9 protein-coding genes are annotated in these 17,645 nt (G+C 60.4%); 7 read left to right on the top strand and 2 right to left on the bottom strand.

Annotated features, from left to right (window positions below; genetic code table 11):
• The 5 genes from PAN31117_RS20500 to PAN31117_RS20520 all read left to right on the top strand — a co-directional run bounded on the left by PAN31117_RS20500 (window position 1) and on the right by PAN31117_RS20520 (window position 12,461).
• A complete protein-coding gene (locus PAN31117_RS20500; protein WP_150739812.1) occupies window positions 1-2,853 on the top strand; it encodes a DUF8741 domain-containing protein in 2,853 nt (950 codons plus the stop codon).
• Window positions 2,854-2,857: 4 nt separating this feature from the next.
• The gene (locus tag PAN31117_RS20505; protein WP_150739813.1) at window positions 2,858-7,855 is read left to right on the top strand and encodes an Eco57I restriction-modification methylase domain-containing protein; all 4,998 of its coding nucleotides are present in this window, start codon (window positions 2,858-2,860) and stop codon (window positions 7,853-7,855) included.
• Window positions 7,856-7,863: 8 nt separating this feature from the next.
• Complete coding sequence (locus tag PAN31117_RS20510; protein WP_150739814.1) at window positions 7,864-9,849, top strand: hypothetical protein; 1,986 nt, start codon at window positions 7,864-7,866, stop codon at window positions 9,847-9,849.
• A gap of 63 nt (window positions 9,850-9,912) precedes the next feature.
• The gene (locus PAN31117_RS20515) at window positions 9,913-11,745 is read left to right on the top strand and encodes a DUF7380 domain-containing protein (RefSeq protein ID WP_150739815.1); all 1,833 of its coding nucleotides are present in this window, start codon (window positions 9,913-9,915) and stop codon (window positions 11,743-11,745) included.
• A complete protein-coding gene (locus tag PAN31117_RS20520; RefSeq protein WP_150739816.1) occupies window positions 11,742-12,461 on the top strand; it encodes an HNH endonuclease in 720 nt (239 codons plus the stop codon). The genes PAN31117_RS20515 and PAN31117_RS20520 overlap by 4 nt, the downstream gene beginning before the upstream one ends.
• A 249-nt stretch (window positions 12,462-12,710) precedes the next feature.
• On the opposite strand, the gene PAN31117_RS20525 is transcribed toward PAN31117_RS20520, so the two are convergent.
• A complete protein-coding gene (locus PAN31117_RS20525) occupies window positions 12,711-12,932 on the bottom strand; it encodes a hypothetical protein (RefSeq protein WP_150739817.1) in 222 nt (73 codons plus the stop codon).
• Window positions 12,933-13,485: 553 nt separating this feature from the next.
• Complete coding sequence (locus tag PAN31117_RS20530; RefSeq protein WP_370855780.1) at window positions 13,486-14,511, bottom strand: LysR family transcriptional regulator; 1,026 nt, start codon at window positions 14,509-14,511, stop codon at window positions 13,486-13,488.
• A 39-nt stretch (window positions 14,512-14,550) separates the two neighbouring features.
• Between PAN31117_RS20530 and PAN31117_RS20535 the strand changes: the two genes are divergently transcribed.
• Window positions 14,551-16,176, top strand: a complete 1,626-nt coding sequence (locus PAN31117_RS20535) for an ATP-dependent acyl-CoA ligase (protein ID WP_150739818.1) — start codon at window positions 14,551-14,553, stop codon at window positions 16,174-16,176.
• A gap of 133 nt (window positions 16,177-16,309) precedes the next feature.
• Entirely contained in the window at window positions 16,310-17,644 is a 1,335-nt protein-coding gene (locus PAN31117_RS20540) for an MFS transporter (RefSeq protein WP_174991047.1), read from the top strand.
• The last annotated feature ends 1 nt before the right edge of the window (window position 17,645 follow it).

Raw genomic sequence — 17,645 nt, forward strand, 5'->3', positions numbered from 1 at the left:
ATGAATGCCCCGACACCGGAGTTCCATCCGGGCACCCTGATTTCGGCTCGTGACCGCGAGTGGGTAGTCCTACCTGAGTCCTCGGCAGAAACGTTGCGACTGCGCCCGCTGGGCGGCGGCGAGCATGATGAAACCCTCATCTACCTCCCGCTAGAGCGCCAGCCGGTCCGCCCAGCTACTTTCCCCTGGCCGACAGTGGCACAGGCGCGCAACCATGCAGCGAGCCAGATGCTACTCGATGCCCTCCAGCTCAAACTACGAAGCGGCGCTGGCCCATTCCGCAGCTTCGGTAACATTGCCGTCGAGCCGCGTGCCTATCAGCTCGTGCCGTTGTTGATGGCGCTCAAGCAGCCCACGGTGCGATTGTTGATTGCTGATGATGTTGGCATTGGTAAGACCATTGAAGGCGCGCTCATTGCCCGAGAGCTGCTTGACCGCGGCGAAATCCAGCGCCTTTCTGTGCTTTGCCCCCCGCACCTGTGTGAACAATGGCAGCGCGAGCTGGCCGAACGCTTCCACATCCATGCCGTTGTCGTACGCTCCAACACGGCAGACCGCTTGGAGCGCGACCTTCCGCCCGGCACTTCAGTCTTCCACGCTCACCCATACACGGTTGTGAGCCTGGACTACATCAAGTCAGAACGACGCCGCGAAGCGTTTCAGCGCCACTGCCCGGAATTCATCATTGTTGATGAGGCGCACACCTGCACCCAAGCGGCGCAAGGTCGCCAGCAGCGATACCAGCTTCTCAAAGGTCTTGCGGACCAGACCGAGCGACATCTGGTGCTACTCACCGCCACACCGCACAGCGGTGACGACGATGCATTCTTTAATCTTCTCGGCCTGCTTCGCTCGGATTTCTCACAGCTAAAAGACCTGCCTGCCAATCAGCGAAGCGACCTACGCGAAGCGCTGGCGCGTCATTTCGTTCAGCGCCGCCGGCCGGACATTGCAGAATGGCAGGACACATCCATGTTTCCCGACCGCCGCACGGCCGAGCTCACATACAAGCTCACCGGCGCCTGGGGGCAATTGTTCAATGACGTGCTTTCTTACGCCAGAGAGCTCGTTGAACGCTCGGAGGGCCAAGGCCTGCGCGAGCAGCGCATGAACTGGTGGGCAGCGCTGGCATTGTTGCGCTGTATCTCCTCGTCACCTGCTGCAGCCATCAACGCCTTGCGTACCCGTCTCCTCGGTGCCCAAGGGTACACGGACGCGTCCGACGCCAGCTCTCTGGAGGAGTTCGAAGCCCAAGCCAGCGACCGTGTGCTCGATGGTACCGACGATGCTCTCTCCACAGACGACATCGAACCTGGTGCCCAGACCGAGGACAGCCAACGCCTGCAAGCACTGATGGCCAGCGCCGCCGCACTGGCCGGTCAGCAAAACGACCCCAAGCTGGCCCAGTTGCAAGAACATCTGGCGCTGCTGCTGAGGGACGGTTTCCAACCCGTCGTTTTCTGCCGTTATATCACCACCGCGCACTACTTGGCTGCCGCGCTACAGGACAAATTCAACTCTGCCACGGTGAAAGCGGTCACGGGCGAATTGACACCCGATGAGCGCGAAGCAGCAGTCGAGGAATTAGGCGAAAGCGACACTCGCATTCTGGTCGCTACCGACTGCCTCTCCGAGGGCATCAACTTGCAAAGCCTCTTTACGGCTGTTGTTCACTACGACCTGAGCTGGAACCCCACACGACACGAACAACGCGACGGCCGCGTAGACCGTTTCGGCCAAAAGGCCCGCGAGGTTCGCAGCACCATGCTCTACGGCGAAGACAATCCTGTCGATGGTGCCGTGCTGCAGGTCATCTTGCGCAAGGCTGAAAGCATCCGCAAGGAACTCGGCGTGCTCGTCCCTATGCCAGACAACGAGGGTAAGCTCACCCAGGCATTAATGAATGCGGTGCTGCTACGCAAGGGGACGCCGCTCAACGCCCAGTCGCAGCTCGACCTGTTTGGCGAACCAGCAAGGGACATCGAGCTTGCATGGGAAAGCGCCCGGGAAAAGGCCAAGCAAAACCGCTCCATATTTGCCCAGCGCCGCCTACGGCCAGAAGACGTGCTCCCTGAGTGGCAAAAATCTGCCGCCGCGTTGGGAGGCGAAGCCGCTGTCGAGCGTTTCGTCCGCCGGGCGACAACCCAGCTCGGCGCCCCTCTTCAGCCGGTCAAGGGCCACTTCAAGCTACTCACTGAACATCTACCAGGCGCCGTGCGAGAGCGGCTCGACGCGGAGGGCCTGACTCACAACCTACGCATTGACTTTCACCAACCTTCAGCACAAGGCGCCACCTTTATACACCGCACGCACCCCCTGGTCGCCGTGCTAGCAGACACACTGCTTGAGCAAGCGCTGGACGACATTGCAACACCAACCACGGGTGACACCGCGGTGGCACGCGCCGGCGCTGCCATCGTCAGTCAGGTTTCGCTCAAAACCACGGTGCTGCTGCTGCGGATTCGCCACCAGCTCACGGTGACGCATGGCTTCAGCACCCGGTTGCTAATGTGTGAAGAAGCTGTCGCCGTGACTACCGAAGGCGGCGAGCCACTAACCGAGCTCTCCAGTGAGCAAACTCGAGTCCTGCTAGGCGCTGAAGCCACTCGCAACATGCCTGCAGCTCTTCGTGACCGCCAGCTGCAATCCGCACTCGATGCCTTGCCTAGCTGGCAACCGCAGCTTGAAGCCATTGCCCAGGCTCGTGCCCAGTCGTTGCTTCAGGACCACCGCCGCGTACGGGAAGCGGCTGAAGGCCGGGGCAGCTACCAGGTTACTGCCAGCCTGCCGGTCGACGTGATGGGCCTCTACGTGCTGCTGCCCGATACCGCAGCCACGACTGCAGGAGCCTGACGCCATGACCCGCCGAAACTCTACACGCCAAGCGCATCAGCTCGCCTACCGTGCCATCCGCATCGAAGGCGGTCTTATCCCCGCCGACGAGCTTACACGGTTGACGTTGCTCGCCGACCCTAAGGCGACTGAGCAGATGGAAAGCCACTACCGCATCGCCAAAGGCCTGAAGCTGCGCGACGAAATTGCTCGCGACTTCAAGATTGCGCTCAATCTTTGGCAAGACTTTCAAGTACTGCGCCGACGCCAGGACGTGCAGCCACATGAGGTCACCGTGCGAGAGTGGCTGATGCCGCTGATGCGCGATGTGCTGCATTTCCACGATGCTGCACGTTGTCCCTCCATTGAACAAGCCGGCCACCAGTACAACGTTGGCCATGCCGGCGGCGGTGGTCGTGTGCCGCTAGTGTTCGCCGGCTTTGACCAACTGCTAGATACCGCTGCCGAACGTTTTGGAGAATCCAACCCGGACACCGGCAGGACTCGTCGCCGCAGCCCCTTCATGCTCGCGCAGGAAGCGCTCAACGCCAGTGACACCTCGCTTTGGGCCTTGGTTAGCAATGGACTATCACTGCGCATCCTGCGCGACAACCCCAGCCTCACGCGCCCGGCCTACATCGAGGTAGACCTCGAAGCCATCCTCACCGAGGAACTGCTGGCCGACTTCAGCGCGCTTTGGCTGCTTGCCCACGCCAGCCGCTTCGGCAGTCCCGAAGCGCCGCCCACCGACTGCCCTTGGGAGCGTTGGCGCAGTGCCGGCCAGCTCGCAGGCGTCACCGTGCGTGGCAAGTTGCGCGACCAGGTAGCCAACGCGTTGCGCGCGCTAGGTACCGGTTTCCTATCCCATCCCGCCAATGGAGCGCTACGTGCCGCCCTGCAAAGTGCCGAGAGCGGGTACGACCGCCAGGCATTTTTCGAAGAACTCCTGCGTCTTGTCTACCGCCTCATCTTCCTGGCCACAGTGGAGGACCGGCGCGACCGTAGCACCGGCGAGCGCCTGGTTTTCGTCCCCGACGCCAGTGATGAGGTCAAGGCTCGTTATCTCGCAAGTTACTCGCTCACTTGGCTGCGCGAGCGCGCCGTTCGCCGCAGCCAGCACGACCGCCACGTGGACCTCTGGCAGGCCCTAGTCATCACCTTAGGCGGCCTAGCACGCGGCGAAGCTGCGTTGGGTCTGCCAGCCCTAGGTGGATTGTTCGACGCAGACCAATGCCCGTATCTGGACGCTGCGAAACTCGAAAACCGCTACCTGCTGGCAGCGGTTTTCGAGCTGGGCTGGTTCCGAGTGGACGGAAGCCTTTCCCGCGTCAATTACCGTGACATGGGGCCGGAGGAGCTTGGAAGCGTATACGAGAGCCTGCTCGAACTCGTGCCCGACCTGCAAGGCCTTGCCCACCCCGGCACCGCGCGCCTGGCCTTTGTTGGAGATGACGCGGCCGATGCTTCCACCAAAGGCAACACCCGCAAGCTAACTGGCAGCTACTACACCCCCGACAGTCTGGTGCAGGAGCTCATCAAGAGCGCGCTGGAGCCCGTCATTGCCCAGACGGTAAAGGCCAATCCGCAGCGCCCGGTGAACGCGCTGCTGGAGCTGACCATCTGCGACCCTGCCTGCGGCAGCGGCCACTTCCTGCTTTCTGCCGCGCGCCGGCTGGCCGACGAGGTCGCCATGCACCGCGCCGCGGCGGAACGGGAAGGCGGCGCCCCGACGCCTGCCGACTACCGCCACGCCCTGCGCGACGTGGTCAGCCATTGCATCTATGGTGTGGACAAGAACCCTATGGCCATCCAGCTCGCTAAGACCGCGCTGTGGCTGGAGGCTTATTCGCCCGACCGGCCGTTGAGCTTCGTCGACCACCACCTGCGCGTTGGCGACGCACTGCTTGGCGTGCTGGACCCCAAGGTGCTTGAGCAGGGCATCCCCGACGATGCCTACGCCGCACTCTCGGGCGACGACAAGGCGGTGGCTAGCGCACTGAAAAAGCAGAATAAAGCCGACCTGAAGAGCTGGCGCGCCATCGCCGGAGGCGACTTGCTCACGCAGGCCGGCCTGGCCGTGCAAGCCTTGTCGGTGGAGACACTAGACGACGACACTCCTGAGCACCTGGCCGCCAAGCGCCTTGCTTGGGCGGCTGCGGATGCCGCAGCGCACCGCAGCACATTTGCCCGTCTGGCAGACACATACGTCGCGGCCTTCCTGGCGCCCAAGCTGTCCGACGCGGGTAGCTCTATTCCGCTGTCGGGCTATCTGTGGGGTGTGTTAAGTGGCCAGCCACCTAATGTCAAGGTGGAGGACTCCACCCAGGCGCTATGCCGCCAACACGGCGTTTTCCACTGGTGGCTGGCTTTCCCCAAAGTGGCGGCACAGGGTGGTTTCTCTGTGATGCTGGGCAACCCACCGTGGGAGCGCATCAAGCTGCAGGAGGAGGAATTCTTCGCTACTCGCAGCCCACTAGTTGCCGAGGCACGCAACAAGGCCGAACGTGCGCAGCGTATCGAGTGGCTGCGCGAGGGTGTGCTTCTGCATCGCGTGAATCCCGACCTGGAACGCGCCGAAGGCCTGACCCCACCCAACCAAGCTGAAATTGCACTCTACGACAGCTTCATTTCCGCGCGGCGCGGTGCCGAGGCGGCAAGCCTATACGCGCACGACAGTCGCCGCTACCCGCTCACCGGCGTGGGGGACGTTAACACCTACGCGCTGTTTGCCGAGACCTTCCTGCAAGCCACTGCACCGACCGGTCGAGCAGGTTTCATCGTGCCCACTGGCATTGCGACAGATGACTCGACCAAGGCCTATTTCGAGCGGCTGGCTGTGGGTGGCTTTCTGCGAAGCCTCTTGTGTCTCGAGAACGAGGAGTTCGTATTCCCATCTGTACATCACTCGTTTCGCTTTGCGCTGCTCACCTTGGGCGGGAGCCCATCGCGCGAACCGGCCACTTTGGTGTTTTTTGCTCGTCAGCCCGAGCAGATTCATGACGCGCGCCGCCAGTTTCACCTTACGCCTGAAGAGTTTGAGCTCATCAATCCGAACACCCGCACCTGCCCGGTGTTCCGGAGCGAGCGCGACGCCGAGCTAACCAAGAAGCTCTACGGTGCAGCGCCAGTGCTCATCAAGGATGCGTCCACTGATGAGGCAGGGCAATTGCGGCCAGAGGTGAATCCGTGGGGTATTGCCTTCCAGACGATGTTTCATATGTCAGGCGATAGTGGCCTGTTCCGCGACACGTCTGCCTACGAGAGTCAGGTCCGACGACTGCCGTTGTACGAGGCAAAGATGATTCACCAGTTCGACCCACGCTGGGCGACGTACGTCGACGCCTCGAGTGGCAAGGCAGGCGAGGTGGAGACCGCCGACGTTAGCTCCGCACAGAAGGCTGACCCGGCTTTCACTGTGCGTCCGCGCTACTGGGTGGACGAGCATGAGGTACTGGCCCGCATCGCTCGGGTGCCGACACGCGTGAGCCGTTCCTGGCTCGCTCTGCGCTCAGCACAGGAGGTTGCACAGCAAGAGGTTGTGGATGCTGCGCTGAACGACCTGCTGCGCGCACTGGCTCAATGGGTGGCTGGCGAGCTGTTCCTCCGCATCGCCGGCGAGCCCCCGTTGACCGCAGGTTGGTCGCCCACCCAGGCACAGCATCACATCGGGCCCACCGAGGTACAGCTTAGAGCCCGCTTCGCCCGCCTCAATGAGGTGCTGCGCTGTGAGGGCATTACGACGAGAAAGGCCTTGTCGGAGTTCCCGAAATGGGCCGTGCAGAATGCCGACGCTCGTCTAGCTGACGAGGAGTTGGCATCCTTGGCTGAGGTCACGAGCGTCGCTGAACTGACGAACTCACTGCGTGAATTGCTCGACAGCTGGATGGACAGCCGAAGCCCACGATGGTTGATTGGCTTCCGCAACATCGCCCGAAGCACAGACGAACGTAGCTTCATCGCCTCGGCAATACCGCGAGTTGGCGTTGGTCACTCAATGCCGCTGATTTCGACCGAGAAGACCGCTCCAATATGTGCAATATTACTCGGACTCATTGGCTCGATGACATTCGACTACATCGTGCGTCAGAAGCTTGGCGGAACCAACATGACCTTCGGCTACGTCAAGCAGTTTCCGGTGCCAACGCCGGACACCTTCACTCCCGCCGCGCTGAGCTACATTGTCCCCCGTGTCCTCGAACTAACCTACACTGCGAACGACCTCGGAACATGGGCTGCCGACCTCGTCACTTTCGACTCACGTCCCGTCCTGGAGCGCAGTAAGCCCTTCGCTTGGATTCCCGAACGAAGGGCCCAGCTGCGCGCTGAGCTCGACGCGTACTTTGCTCGTCTCTACGGTCTTACTCGCGACGAGTTGCGCTATATCCTCGACCCTGCGGACGTGATGGGCCCGGACTACCCCAGCGAGACATTTCGCGTGCTCAAGGAAAGCGAACTACGCAGCTTCGGCGAGTACCGCACGCAGCGACTGGTGCTGGAAGCGTGGGACCGGCAGAGTGCAATGCCGTCTCAAAATGCACCGGCCATTCCGGCGGTTCCTGCGCAATATTCCGAGCAGGGTGTGATTCGAAACGCAGAAGAAGCCAAACTCGCGGGACTCGTCGTCGCGCTCGTGGAGCATATGCCGGACGGCTGCTCCGTGACAGAACTCCAATCCCTTATTGCGCGCTCGGCGGCCGCGACGCAGTACCTGGAACCGGCGGATGGGCAACTGCTTGAATCGCAGATGGGTACGCACGGGGCTTCGAATGCAGCGCAACTGCTGGACCGCGTCCTTCCCATCGTTCAGCGCCTCGAGGCCATCTCAGTCCTTGTGCGCCAGACACATGGCTTGAAGTCCTCGTTTAAGCGAGGAGGCGGAATGCTTCCAGGTGATGTAATACAACTTGCGGAGCACACCAACATCGCTCAATTGCTGTTGACCGCCGAGTCGCGACGCCTGGCGGCGGAGGGTGCAGCAACCGATGGCGGCACGGCAACACCTAGGTCGACAGGCACAAGGTAGGAGGCACGATGACACGTTGGCTTGAAGGATATGAACCCGTCCGCAAGCATCCTCGGCTATGGGTCGAAACTATATGGCTTGTCGAATCCCGCGAGCCGCTGGTTTTGACGCGTGTCATCGGGCTGCACCAAGGTCTGAATATCGTGTGGGCCAAGGAATCAGCCTCAAGTGAATCTCCTGGTCTGACCAGCGCTGGCCACGGGGTCGGGAAGACCTCGCTATGCCTGCTGATGCGATATGTGCTGGGTGACGATGCGCCTGCCATTGCAACGTTGCGTGAAAAGGCGGCGGGTGGTTTTCCCAAGGGGGGCGTAGCAGCGAAGGTCCACATTGAAGACGTTACCTGGTTGGTCTTTCGGCCTTATGGAGCCTACAGTCACTCGCTGGCGGCGCAGTGCGACGCGCTGGAAACTCTTCTTCAAGGGGGCGTTTCGAATGATTTCTCGGGATACCTCAACGCGTTGGAGCAGTTCTCGATAGGCCGTCTCGCGGCGCAATCGTTACCCGGCACGAACCAGGCGCTCAAATGGCGCCATCTACTGGCCTGGTGTATCAGGGACCAGAAGACGCGCTTTGACGGGTTTTACCACTGGCGAGACGGCGAAGGCCTTGGCTTCACGCGACCGCGGCGTGACCCTCCATTGTTCGTCGGGTCCGTATTGGGACTCGTCGATACTGGACTGGACCAACTGCTCCGCGAGATTGAATCGACGCAAATGCAGTTCGATCAAGGAAAGGTACGAATTCCCGAATTGGAGCGTGCACCAGCGTTTGCGCTCGCCCATGCCGACCGTCAGCTACGCATCCGGCTTGGCGCCGGAGAGGATGAGCCGCTGCACGAAACGACCGTTGACCCATCAGTCGAGTCCCGCATGCGGGCCGCGTTGGCAACTGCGGAACAGGAGGAAGAACGCTGGGAGCGCGAGGTCGAGCAGGCCGAGGAGCAACTTGCACAGGAACAGATTCGCCTCGCCAATCTGAATAATGTGTTGCGGCTGGCAGAGGTCGAGGTGGGTATCGCGAGGTCGCTCGTTGAAGCGAACCGTGCGGACTTCGAGCGATTGACCGCCCTGCGCGACCGGTTGGAGGGACTTAATGGCGGCCGATGTGACCACGGCGACGTCGACTTCTCGGCGTGCCAGCACATCCAGAACAGGAAGAGTGCTGTCGGCATGACCTGGCATCGGGATGGAAGAGAAGTCCAGGCGAACGCCCCGGAACTTGCGCGGCAGCTCGCCCGCCAGGAATCTGAATTCCAAAGCACTTCAACGGCTGTGTCCGGGCAAGCTCAACGGGTCTCCTCGAAGAAAGCTGAACTGCGACGGTTAAACGTTCGAATCGCAACAAGCGATAGCTCTCGTGCCTTACTGAAAAAATCCTGGGATGAACTTCAGTTATTGCACTCGCAAAGAGCCCATGGCGTCGACTCTACCGATTTGATACAGGCGCGAGAACGTCAGCAGGAGCTCGAATCGAAACTGAATACTCTACGGACTTCGGCAGCAGGCCGTCGGTCACAGCAGTCCTCACGCGCAGATGCAATCAAATCCTTGACCACTTGCGTATCGACGCGGCTGCTCGGGGCTGCAGGTCATGCCAGATTCGTGGCAGACCATGAGCTTCGGCCGTTCGAGGTCGCGCGTGGTGGCGAGGCTTACCAAGTGCTGGAGGTGCTCCTGGGCGACATCGTCTGCTTGTTCGACGCGGCCATATCCGAAGCGAGCAGCCACCCCGGCTTCCTGGTTCATGACTGTCCGCGAGAGGCTGACATGAGCGAGCGTCTGTATCGAGAGTTCTTTCTTGTGGCGTCGGAAGCCGCAGCGCAATTCGGCCGGGACGGTGCCGTTCCGTTCCAGTTCATTGTGACGACGACTTCGCCGCCGCCAGAAGAGCTCCATGGAGAGCCGAATATTGTGCTGGAGTTGGAGCCAGGCTGTGAAGAAAAGCTCTTGTTTAAGCGGGAGCTTGTGCCCGAATTGCCGGGCTTCGAATAGCAAGGGGAATGATGGCTTTCGAAACGCATCTGGGAAACCGTTTTGTCCATGCAGAGGTACTGAATGTCGCTTGACTGGCGCCTTATCAGCGGTGAGGCGTTGAACTCACTGGAATTGGACCGTCTTCTCGAGAGTGTCGAGCTGCGCGAGTGTGTGGCCTATGGCGATGAGCTGTCGCGCTTGCAGCAGGACGAGGCACGATGGAGACCGGAGCAATTGGAGTGTTTGCGCTTCGTCGGCCAGGTTCTGACGATGATGCTGAAGCCCGACCAACCCGCGGAGCCGTATGGGCCGATGTTCGCCTTCGGTGAGCGGCGTAGCGCCATCCCCGCTGACTTCCCGAAAGCTGAGTTGCTTGGCCTGCAGGGATGGGCGATGTCATTGGGTGACTCCGAACTCCGAGCGAGGTTCCTGGATGTACTCTGGCTGCAGGCTCGCTCGTTCCCGGCGGCACAAGGTGCCGTAGAGGCATATATAGCTTCGGCTTTGAGGCTAGAGCACCCCACGGAGTGGACTGCGTGCCAGGCACGCTTGGAGCGCGCGCTGCGGCTCGCCGTGAGTCTGGGTAAGGGAGGGGCTGAGCTCCGCTCGCGCGTGCTGGGCGAAATTAGCGCGATGCTGCAGCGGCATCGTGGTACCGACCCCCTCTATTTGTCGTTACGACTCACCCAGCTGCTGCTCGAGTTCAAGCACGGCGACTCGCGCCAGTTTGCAACGTTCGCCACTGCGGCGGCAAGTGCCGCACAAGGCGGCAACGAGTTCTGGAGAGCCAGAGACTACTACAAGCTTGCGGCGGAGTGCTACCGCGTGGCTGGCGACGCGCACGCCGAAGGCGCTGCCTTACGCGAGGCCGCTGAGTGCCTCGTGATGGAGTCAGAGTTGGCGCACGGGCAGCCAGGTCGAGGTGCTATAGCAGCTGCCTCGATATTGTCTGACGCCGTCGAAGCCATGCGCCAAGCTCCTGGTGGAAAGGACCGCGCGACAGAACTCCACGAGCGATTGCTTTCATTACAGCAGGAAGCAGTAGGTGAGCTTAAGTCCGTTTCGACAAGTATCGACACCACCGAACTGATACATCGTGCACTTGCTGCTGTTCGAGACAAGCCGTTGAATGAGGCAGTTCTGGAACTGTGCAAGATGGCGCGACCACCATCAATAGAGAAGCTTAAGCAGGAAGTCCATGAGCAGGCGCGCATCGCCGTGCTCGGCAGTCTGCTCACCAGCGACGTGGTGAACTCGCGCGGGCGGGTAATCGCACGAGCACCGGGACTGCCGGCGGGCGCTGATGACCCAAAGCAGGAGGGCCTCCGCTGGCGTATGTTTCGCAATGCAAGACTGGGCCGGAACGTCACTGTCCAAGCGATGCTTAACCCGGCCAGGGAGGAAATCTTCCTTACGCACGGGGTAGAACGGCAGGACTTGGCCACTTTGATTCAGTACAGTCCGTGGGTACCTCCGGGTCACGCGGAAAGTGTAATGCGAGCGCTGGTGGCTGGCTTTCAAGGTGACATGCTCATTGCCGGCCACTTGATTCCGCCGCAACTCGAGGCGCTTGTGCGCCATGTGGTGGAGACGCGCGGCGGCTCCACTTCGATGCTGGAACCCGGCGGCGTGCAGCCCGAGCGTCCGCTGGGGGTGCTGCTCGAGACAGCAGAGGCGCTTCAGGCATTTGGTGCGGACGGAGTGTTCGAGTTGCAGGACCTGCTGGTTGACCCACTTGGTACCAATCTTCGCAATGAAGTCGCGCATGGGTTGCTGGATGATTCCGGCTTCTTCGGCACTGAGGTTCTCTACGCGTGGTGGTTACTGCTCCGCTATTGTGTTTTCACGTCGAGACTCATGGAGCGAAAGATGGTTGGCGCGACGTCGAGTTCCACCAACGGTAGCGTGACATGACGCCGCTGGAGCGTCTTCGCCTGGAGAAGGCGGCCACGGATTGTGGCTTTGAGCGCACGCCAGTGTTGCTGAATGATGGTGGGATGGAGCTGCGTTCCGCGCAGTTTCCTGAAGCGATTCTTGTGCATGTCGTGGAAGGCAGTTTCCGCGTCTCAGCTTCAGCCGAGTTACTGCTGGATGGCGCCGATGGCGGTGTCACCTCCATGTCCGACCTGGACCAGCTCTACGCCGTGCTCCAACGCGCTTCGGCCCTTGCCAGAACCATGCCAAACCGTGTGGCCGACCAGTTCCGGCGCGAGAAGCTGCGCCTCCCGCAAACCACAGAGGCCGAGCGCCTGGTGGTACAGCGTGTGGGGCAAGACCTGTTTCGAAATGCGCTGATGGATTACTGGCAGGGCCGTTGTTGCGTGACCGGCCTCGCCGTGCCTGCCTTGTTGCGAGCCTCACATATCAGACCTTGGGCCAAATGCCAGAGTGACGACGAGAGGCTGGACGTGTTCAATGGCCTTCTGCTCGCTCCCCACATTGACGCACTGTTCGATGGGGGTTGGATTTCATTCTCGGACCAGGGCGGCCTACTCGTGTCCGAGGCCTTGCCATATGCTGCCAGAGCCCAGCTTGGGGTCTCTCCGGAATGGACGATTCGTAATCTCAAGCCAGCTCACGTGCCATATCTGACGTTCCATCGAGCCAACGAGTTTCACTCGACAGCTTGAACTCATCGGCACAATCGTGCGTCCTTTCTGGAGCGCAATTCCTCGCTATAGGCCAATTTGTTAACTATTCGTACGCACTTGATTTCTATGAAAAATTTGAGCGATGGAGATGAGCGCCTCCCAGTGCCCAAATTTATCCTTGATGGCCCGCCAAGAACAAACAAAGGGCTTCCCAGTGGGGAGGCCCTTTGTGCGTTTATGTCGTTCAAAAACTAAAAAATGCTGCACTATCGACAGTCGAGGCGGCAATTACGCATCGAGAAAGTCGGTTTTCAACCTATGGCATTCGCAGGCCATTTCGACGGTCATTTCTCCAAGTTCTTCGAAGATCGCGAGCAGGATTCGATGAGGGACTTCCTTGCCGGTATCCGTGACTGTGCATGTCGTGAGAGCAAGGATGCGTTCGGAGAGCGTGTTGAGCTTGTCGACGGAAGCGTGGACTATGGAAGCTGCGGGATGATGAAGCGTCATGCGGGGCACCTCTAACTAGCCAATCTGAGATTTCCGCCACCCGCTGCATTGCGCAGGGGTGGGCGGGCACTGGACTAGGTTGACGAACCGCTGGTCACTCGGATTAGGCGGCACACCCGAAGGTGTCCCAATCCAGGCCCGCCCGTAGACGTCGAGGCGTGGCACAGCGCACACGAAAGCCGCAAACATCGCGGCTGTGTGCCCGAGATAAGACCGTTCGGGTCGTCAAACCCGGTCGCGTTTGGAGCGCGACGGGAACCAGATTACCGATCCGACTTCGAGGGCACCACGCGTTCGGAGTCGCATTCTAGGTCACTCGTTGAGATTCAGATCATTCCGATGCCTCAATAGGGACTCTTCTTGGTCGACGAGGACGCGATGAGATCCTGTTGGGTTAAATGTAGGGTTGCCTGGAACTGATAACTGGCTGTCTTGGAAGGATTTTTTGGGTTTTCTGTACGGTTGAATGTAGGGTTCCATTGAGGGATATTGGAGCTGGGCTGCCGCCGGTTACGCGGACAGCAAGTTAAGCCTGCATCTCCCGTTTCGACACTTAGGAATGCCTAGTTTTCAATCCGTCACGCAACGCAGTTCTCGTTGCGCTTCTGCCTCCATGGTCGATCCCGATCGCGTCCACCACGGACACTACGAACTGACGAAACCACCGTATTCCCTCGTCCGCGTCGAATGCCTGATGCCAGTGGACCGTCGACTCCGCTTCAGGGGCTTCAATCGGCAACGGGTAAATCGCAAACTTACCGGAGGCATTCAGGATTTGCGCGACGCCCTTGGGTAAGGTAGCAACCCAATCTGTCCTCTCGAGAATCTCCGGCACGATCGTAAAGTGCGGCACGCTGATCGCCAGTCTTCGCTGCAGTCCGCCGCCGTTGAGCGTCTCCTCGATCACAAAATGACTGGAGTCCGTCGACGTCACCGCGATGTGCGACATCGCAAGAAACTGCTCTCGCGACAGCACGCGCGCGGGCAATCCCGGCCGTTTGCGCGTCATGCATGCATACGTCTCGCGGAACATCACGATGTGGTTTGTCATGCCCTTGAGCGTGGGCAAATTACCAATCGCAAAATCCAACTGCCCCAACTTCAGCCGCTCTTCCACCACACTCGCATCCACCAACTCGACCGATAGCCGCACGCGCGGTGCCACGTGCTGAAGCGCCTCGCACAGTCGCGGCAAGAAAACCTGAACACCAATATCGCTCATCGAAAGCCTGAATATTCGCGAGCTCGTCTTCGCATCAAACACCTTGTCGTGATTGAGCACTTCCTGAATGGAGACCATCGCGCGGCTCAATGGCAACGCCAGGCGCTCGGCGGTCGGCGTCGGCAACATGCCATCGCTTGTCCGCACGAACAGCGGATCGTCAAAAAGCGAACGCAAGCGCGATAGCGCATAGCTGGTCGCGGGTTGCGACAAACCAATGCGTTCTCCCGCGCGGGTGATGTTGCGCTCTTCAAGGACCGCATGAAACACCCGAAGCAGGTTCAAGTCGACGTCTTTAATATCCATGGCATTTATGATGATGATATTTACGATGCATTTGACGGATATGTTACCCATTTCTAGACTTCATGACATTCATCGAAGGGGTATCAAGACATGGGTTGCATCGAAACAATCGTGGCGCAAACCGAAGCCGCGACGCAGGCACCTGGCGCGCAACGTACACTCCCCGCGCTCCTCAGCGCTCGCACCGCGAGAAACCCGGAAGCACCACTCTTTTCCGACCGCAATACGGTATTGACTGCCGCCGATGCCACGCTGATTGCGGCGCGTCGTGCGGGCACGCTCGCAGCACATGGCATCAAGCGTGGCGATCACGTGGCGCTGATGTGCGGCAACCGCGTCGAATTCATCGAAATGGTGCTCGGCTGCGGATGGCTCGGCGCCGTCGTGGTGCCCATCAACACGGCCTCACGCGGATTTCAGCTCGCGCACATTCTTCGCAATAGCGGGGCACGATTGCTTATCGTCGAAGCCGCGCTGGCGGATTCGGTCAATGCGCTCGAAGCGGATGACTTGAGTCTTGAAAAGGTCTGGCTGATCGATGAGCCACTGCCGGGCGCATTGGCGCCCGTATGGCCCACGACGCCCCTGCCGCCGTTGGGCGACGCGGTCGCCGCAGCGCATCTTGAGGACGGTGATCCGTTCGCCATTCTGTACACGTCGGGCACGTCCGGTGTTTCGAAGGGCGTCGTGTGCCCTCACGCGCAGTTCTATTGGTGGGGACGAAACACCGGCGGCGATCTCGGCATCGGCAAGGGCGACGTTCTCTACACCTGTTTGCCGCTGTTTCACACCAACGCGCTCAATACCTTCTTCCAGGCCCTGCTTCTCGATGCCGTGCAGGTCGTCGACCGCCGCTTCTCTGCCAGCGGATTCTTCGACGCACTGGTCGACACCGGCGCGACGGTCACCTATGTACTTGGGGCAATGGTGCCGATTCTGCTCGGACGACCTGCGACGCCAAACGAGCGAAAACACAAGGTGCGCATCGCGCTGGCCCCCGGCGTACCCGCGAACTTCCATCGGGAATTTGCCGAGCGCAGTGGTATCACGCTGATTGACGGATTCGGCTCGACCGAGACCAATAGCGTGATCGGCGGCGACGTAAGCGCCCAGCGTGTGGGTTTCATGGGGCGCCTCGCTGCGGGCTTCGAGGCACGCGTGGTCGATGCGAACGACATGGCGGTACCCGACGGCGAACCCGGGGAATTGATCCTGCGTGCCAACGAGCCGTTTGCCTTTGCCAGCGGTTACCACGGCATGCCCGACAAGACTGTCGAAGCCTGGCGCAATCTCTGGTTCCACACCGGCGATCGCGTCATCCGAAGCGAAGACGGCTATTTTCGCTTTGTCGATCGACTCAAGGATGCCATCCGGCGCCGCGGCGAAAACGTCTCCTCGTACGAAGTCGAACAGGTACTGCTCAGTCACCCGAGCATTGAAACTGCGGCCGTATTCGCGGTGAAGTCTGCGCTCGCAGAAGACGAGGTCATGGCCGCAGTCGTGCCATGCGATGGCCACAGCATCGATCCTCTCGAACTGATTCGGTACTGCGAGCCACGGTTGCCGTACTTCGCCGTACCGCGCTACCTCGACATCGTGTCTGACTTGCCGAAGACCGAAAACGGAAAGATCCAGAAATTCAAGTTGCGCGAGTGCGGCGTAAGTGCATCGACGTGGGATCTCGAGACCTCGGGGTATCGCCTCAAACGGTCTTGACACGTTCCTGATGGCCAGAGTTTTCCACCCCGACGTCACTGAGCACTCGCATCGCTGAACGATACGGTGCGGGCGGGGCAATCGTAACGTCACCTCATGCGTGCATCGACAGGTGCACTACCAGGAGCTTCAGATGGCAAGCACGCAAACGTATAGCGGCCCGGAATCAAGCGGGATGGTGGCTAAAGTCGACGAACGATCGCTTCGACGCATTGTGTTCGCGTCGGTGATAGGCAACGCGTTGGAGTGGTACGACTTCTTCCTTTACAGCACGGCTGCCGCGCTGGTCTTTGGCGATCTGTTCTTTCCGACCGGGACCGATCCGCTACTTGGCACGCTGGCAGCTTTCGCAGGCTTCGCCATCGGATTTGCCGCGCGCCCTTTCGGTGGCATTGTCTTCGGCCACATCGGCGACAAGTTCGGGCGCAAGGGCGCGCTTGTCTGGACCCTCTCGATCATGGGCGGCGCCACTTTCCTGATCGGTCTACTCCCCACGTACGCACAGGTGGGCTTCTGGTCACCGGTGTTGCTGATCGTACTGCGCATTCTGCAAGGCATCGCGGCCGGCGGTGAATGGGGCGGTGGCGTGCTGATGATCAGCGAGTCCGCGCCTGCCGAGAAACGTGGTTACTACGCGTCATGGAGCCAGATCGGTGTGGGCGGTGGCTTTGTGCTCTCCGCCGCAGTGTTTTACGCCGTGCAAATGTTGCCGAGGGATGCCTTCCTGAGCTGGGGCTGGCGCATTCCGTTCGTGCTTTCCATCGTTATCTTCGGCGTCGGTGTGTACATTCGGTCGCGCTTGCCGGAAAGCGCGGAATTCTCCAAGGCGGAAGCGGCCGGTAAAACCGTGCATGCGCCGTTGCTCGATGTCATTCGCAAGCACCCCAGGGAAATTCTGATGGCAATGGGTTTGCGCGTGGCCGAAAACGGTGGCTCATACATTGTCGTTGCATTCGCACTGGTCTACGGCAAATTCATTGGCGTCTCCAACCAGATCATGCTCGGCGGCCTGATCGTGTCGATGCTCTCCGAGCTGTTCACGATTCCATTTTGGGGGCGTCTGTCGGACCATTGGGGACGAAAGCCGGTTTATATGATCGGCGCCATGGGCTTCGTGCTGTTGGCCTTCCCGTTCTTCTGGATGCTCGATACGCATACCCCCGCGTGGATCTGGCTGGCTTTCATGATGGGCAACGCGGTGTGCCACGGCGCGATGATCGGCACCCAGCCCAGCCTGATGGGCGAGCTATTCAGCACCGAAGTGCGCTACTCGGGCATGGCGCTCGGCCACGAAGTCGCCTCGGTGTTTGCCGGTGGCCTGTCACCGTTGATCGCGACCGCACTGCTGGCGCATTACCACGCCTCCTGGCCCATTGCCCTGCTGATGATGTTCCTGGGCGCTGTCACGGTCGTTTCCCTGTTGTTCACCCGGGAAACCACGCGTCGAAGCCAACGACAGGGACATTGAG

The organism is Pandoraea anapnoica (assembly GCF_902459765.1).
GTDB classification, from domain to species: Bacteria; Pseudomonadota; Gammaproteobacteria; order Burkholderiales; family Burkholderiaceae; genus Pandoraea; species Pandoraea anapnoica.

Excerpts from the sequence above, each read along its gene's own strand:
- PAN31117_RS20500 (WP_150739812.1), top strand. The coding sequence starts at position 1 with ATGAATGCCCCGACACCGGAGTTCCATCCGGGCACCCTGATTTCGGCT.
- PAN31117_RS20505 (WP_150739813.1), top strand. The coding sequence starts at position 2,858 with ATGACCCGCCGAAACTCTACACGCCAAGCGCATCAGCTCGCCTACCGT.
- PAN31117_RS20510 (WP_150739814.1), top strand. The coding sequence starts at position 7,864 with ATGACACGTTGGCTTGAAGGATATGAACCCGTCCGCAAGCATCCTCGG.
- PAN31117_RS20515 (WP_150739815.1), top strand. The coding sequence starts at position 9,913 with ATGTCGCTTGACTGGCGCCTTATCAGCGGTGAGGCGTTGAACTCACTG.
- PAN31117_RS20520 (WP_150739816.1), top strand. The coding sequence starts at position 11,742 with ATGACGCCGCTGGAGCGTCTTCGCCTGGAGAAGGCGGCCACGGATTGT.
- PAN31117_RS20525 (WP_150739817.1), bottom strand. The coding sequence starts at position 12,932 with ATGACGCTTCATCATCCCGCAGCTTCCATAGTCCACGCTTCCGTCGAC.
- PAN31117_RS20530 (WP_370855780.1), bottom strand. The coding sequence starts at position 14,511 with ATGGGTAACATATCCGTCAAATGCATCGTAAATATCATCATCATAAAT.
- PAN31117_RS20535 (WP_150739818.1), top strand. The coding sequence starts at position 14,551 with ATGGGTTGCATCGAAACAATCGTGGCGCAAACCGAAGCCGCGACGCAG.
- PAN31117_RS20540 (WP_174991047.1), top strand. The coding sequence starts at position 16,310 with ATGGCAAGCACGCAAACGTATAGCGGCCCGGAATCAAGCGGGATGGTG.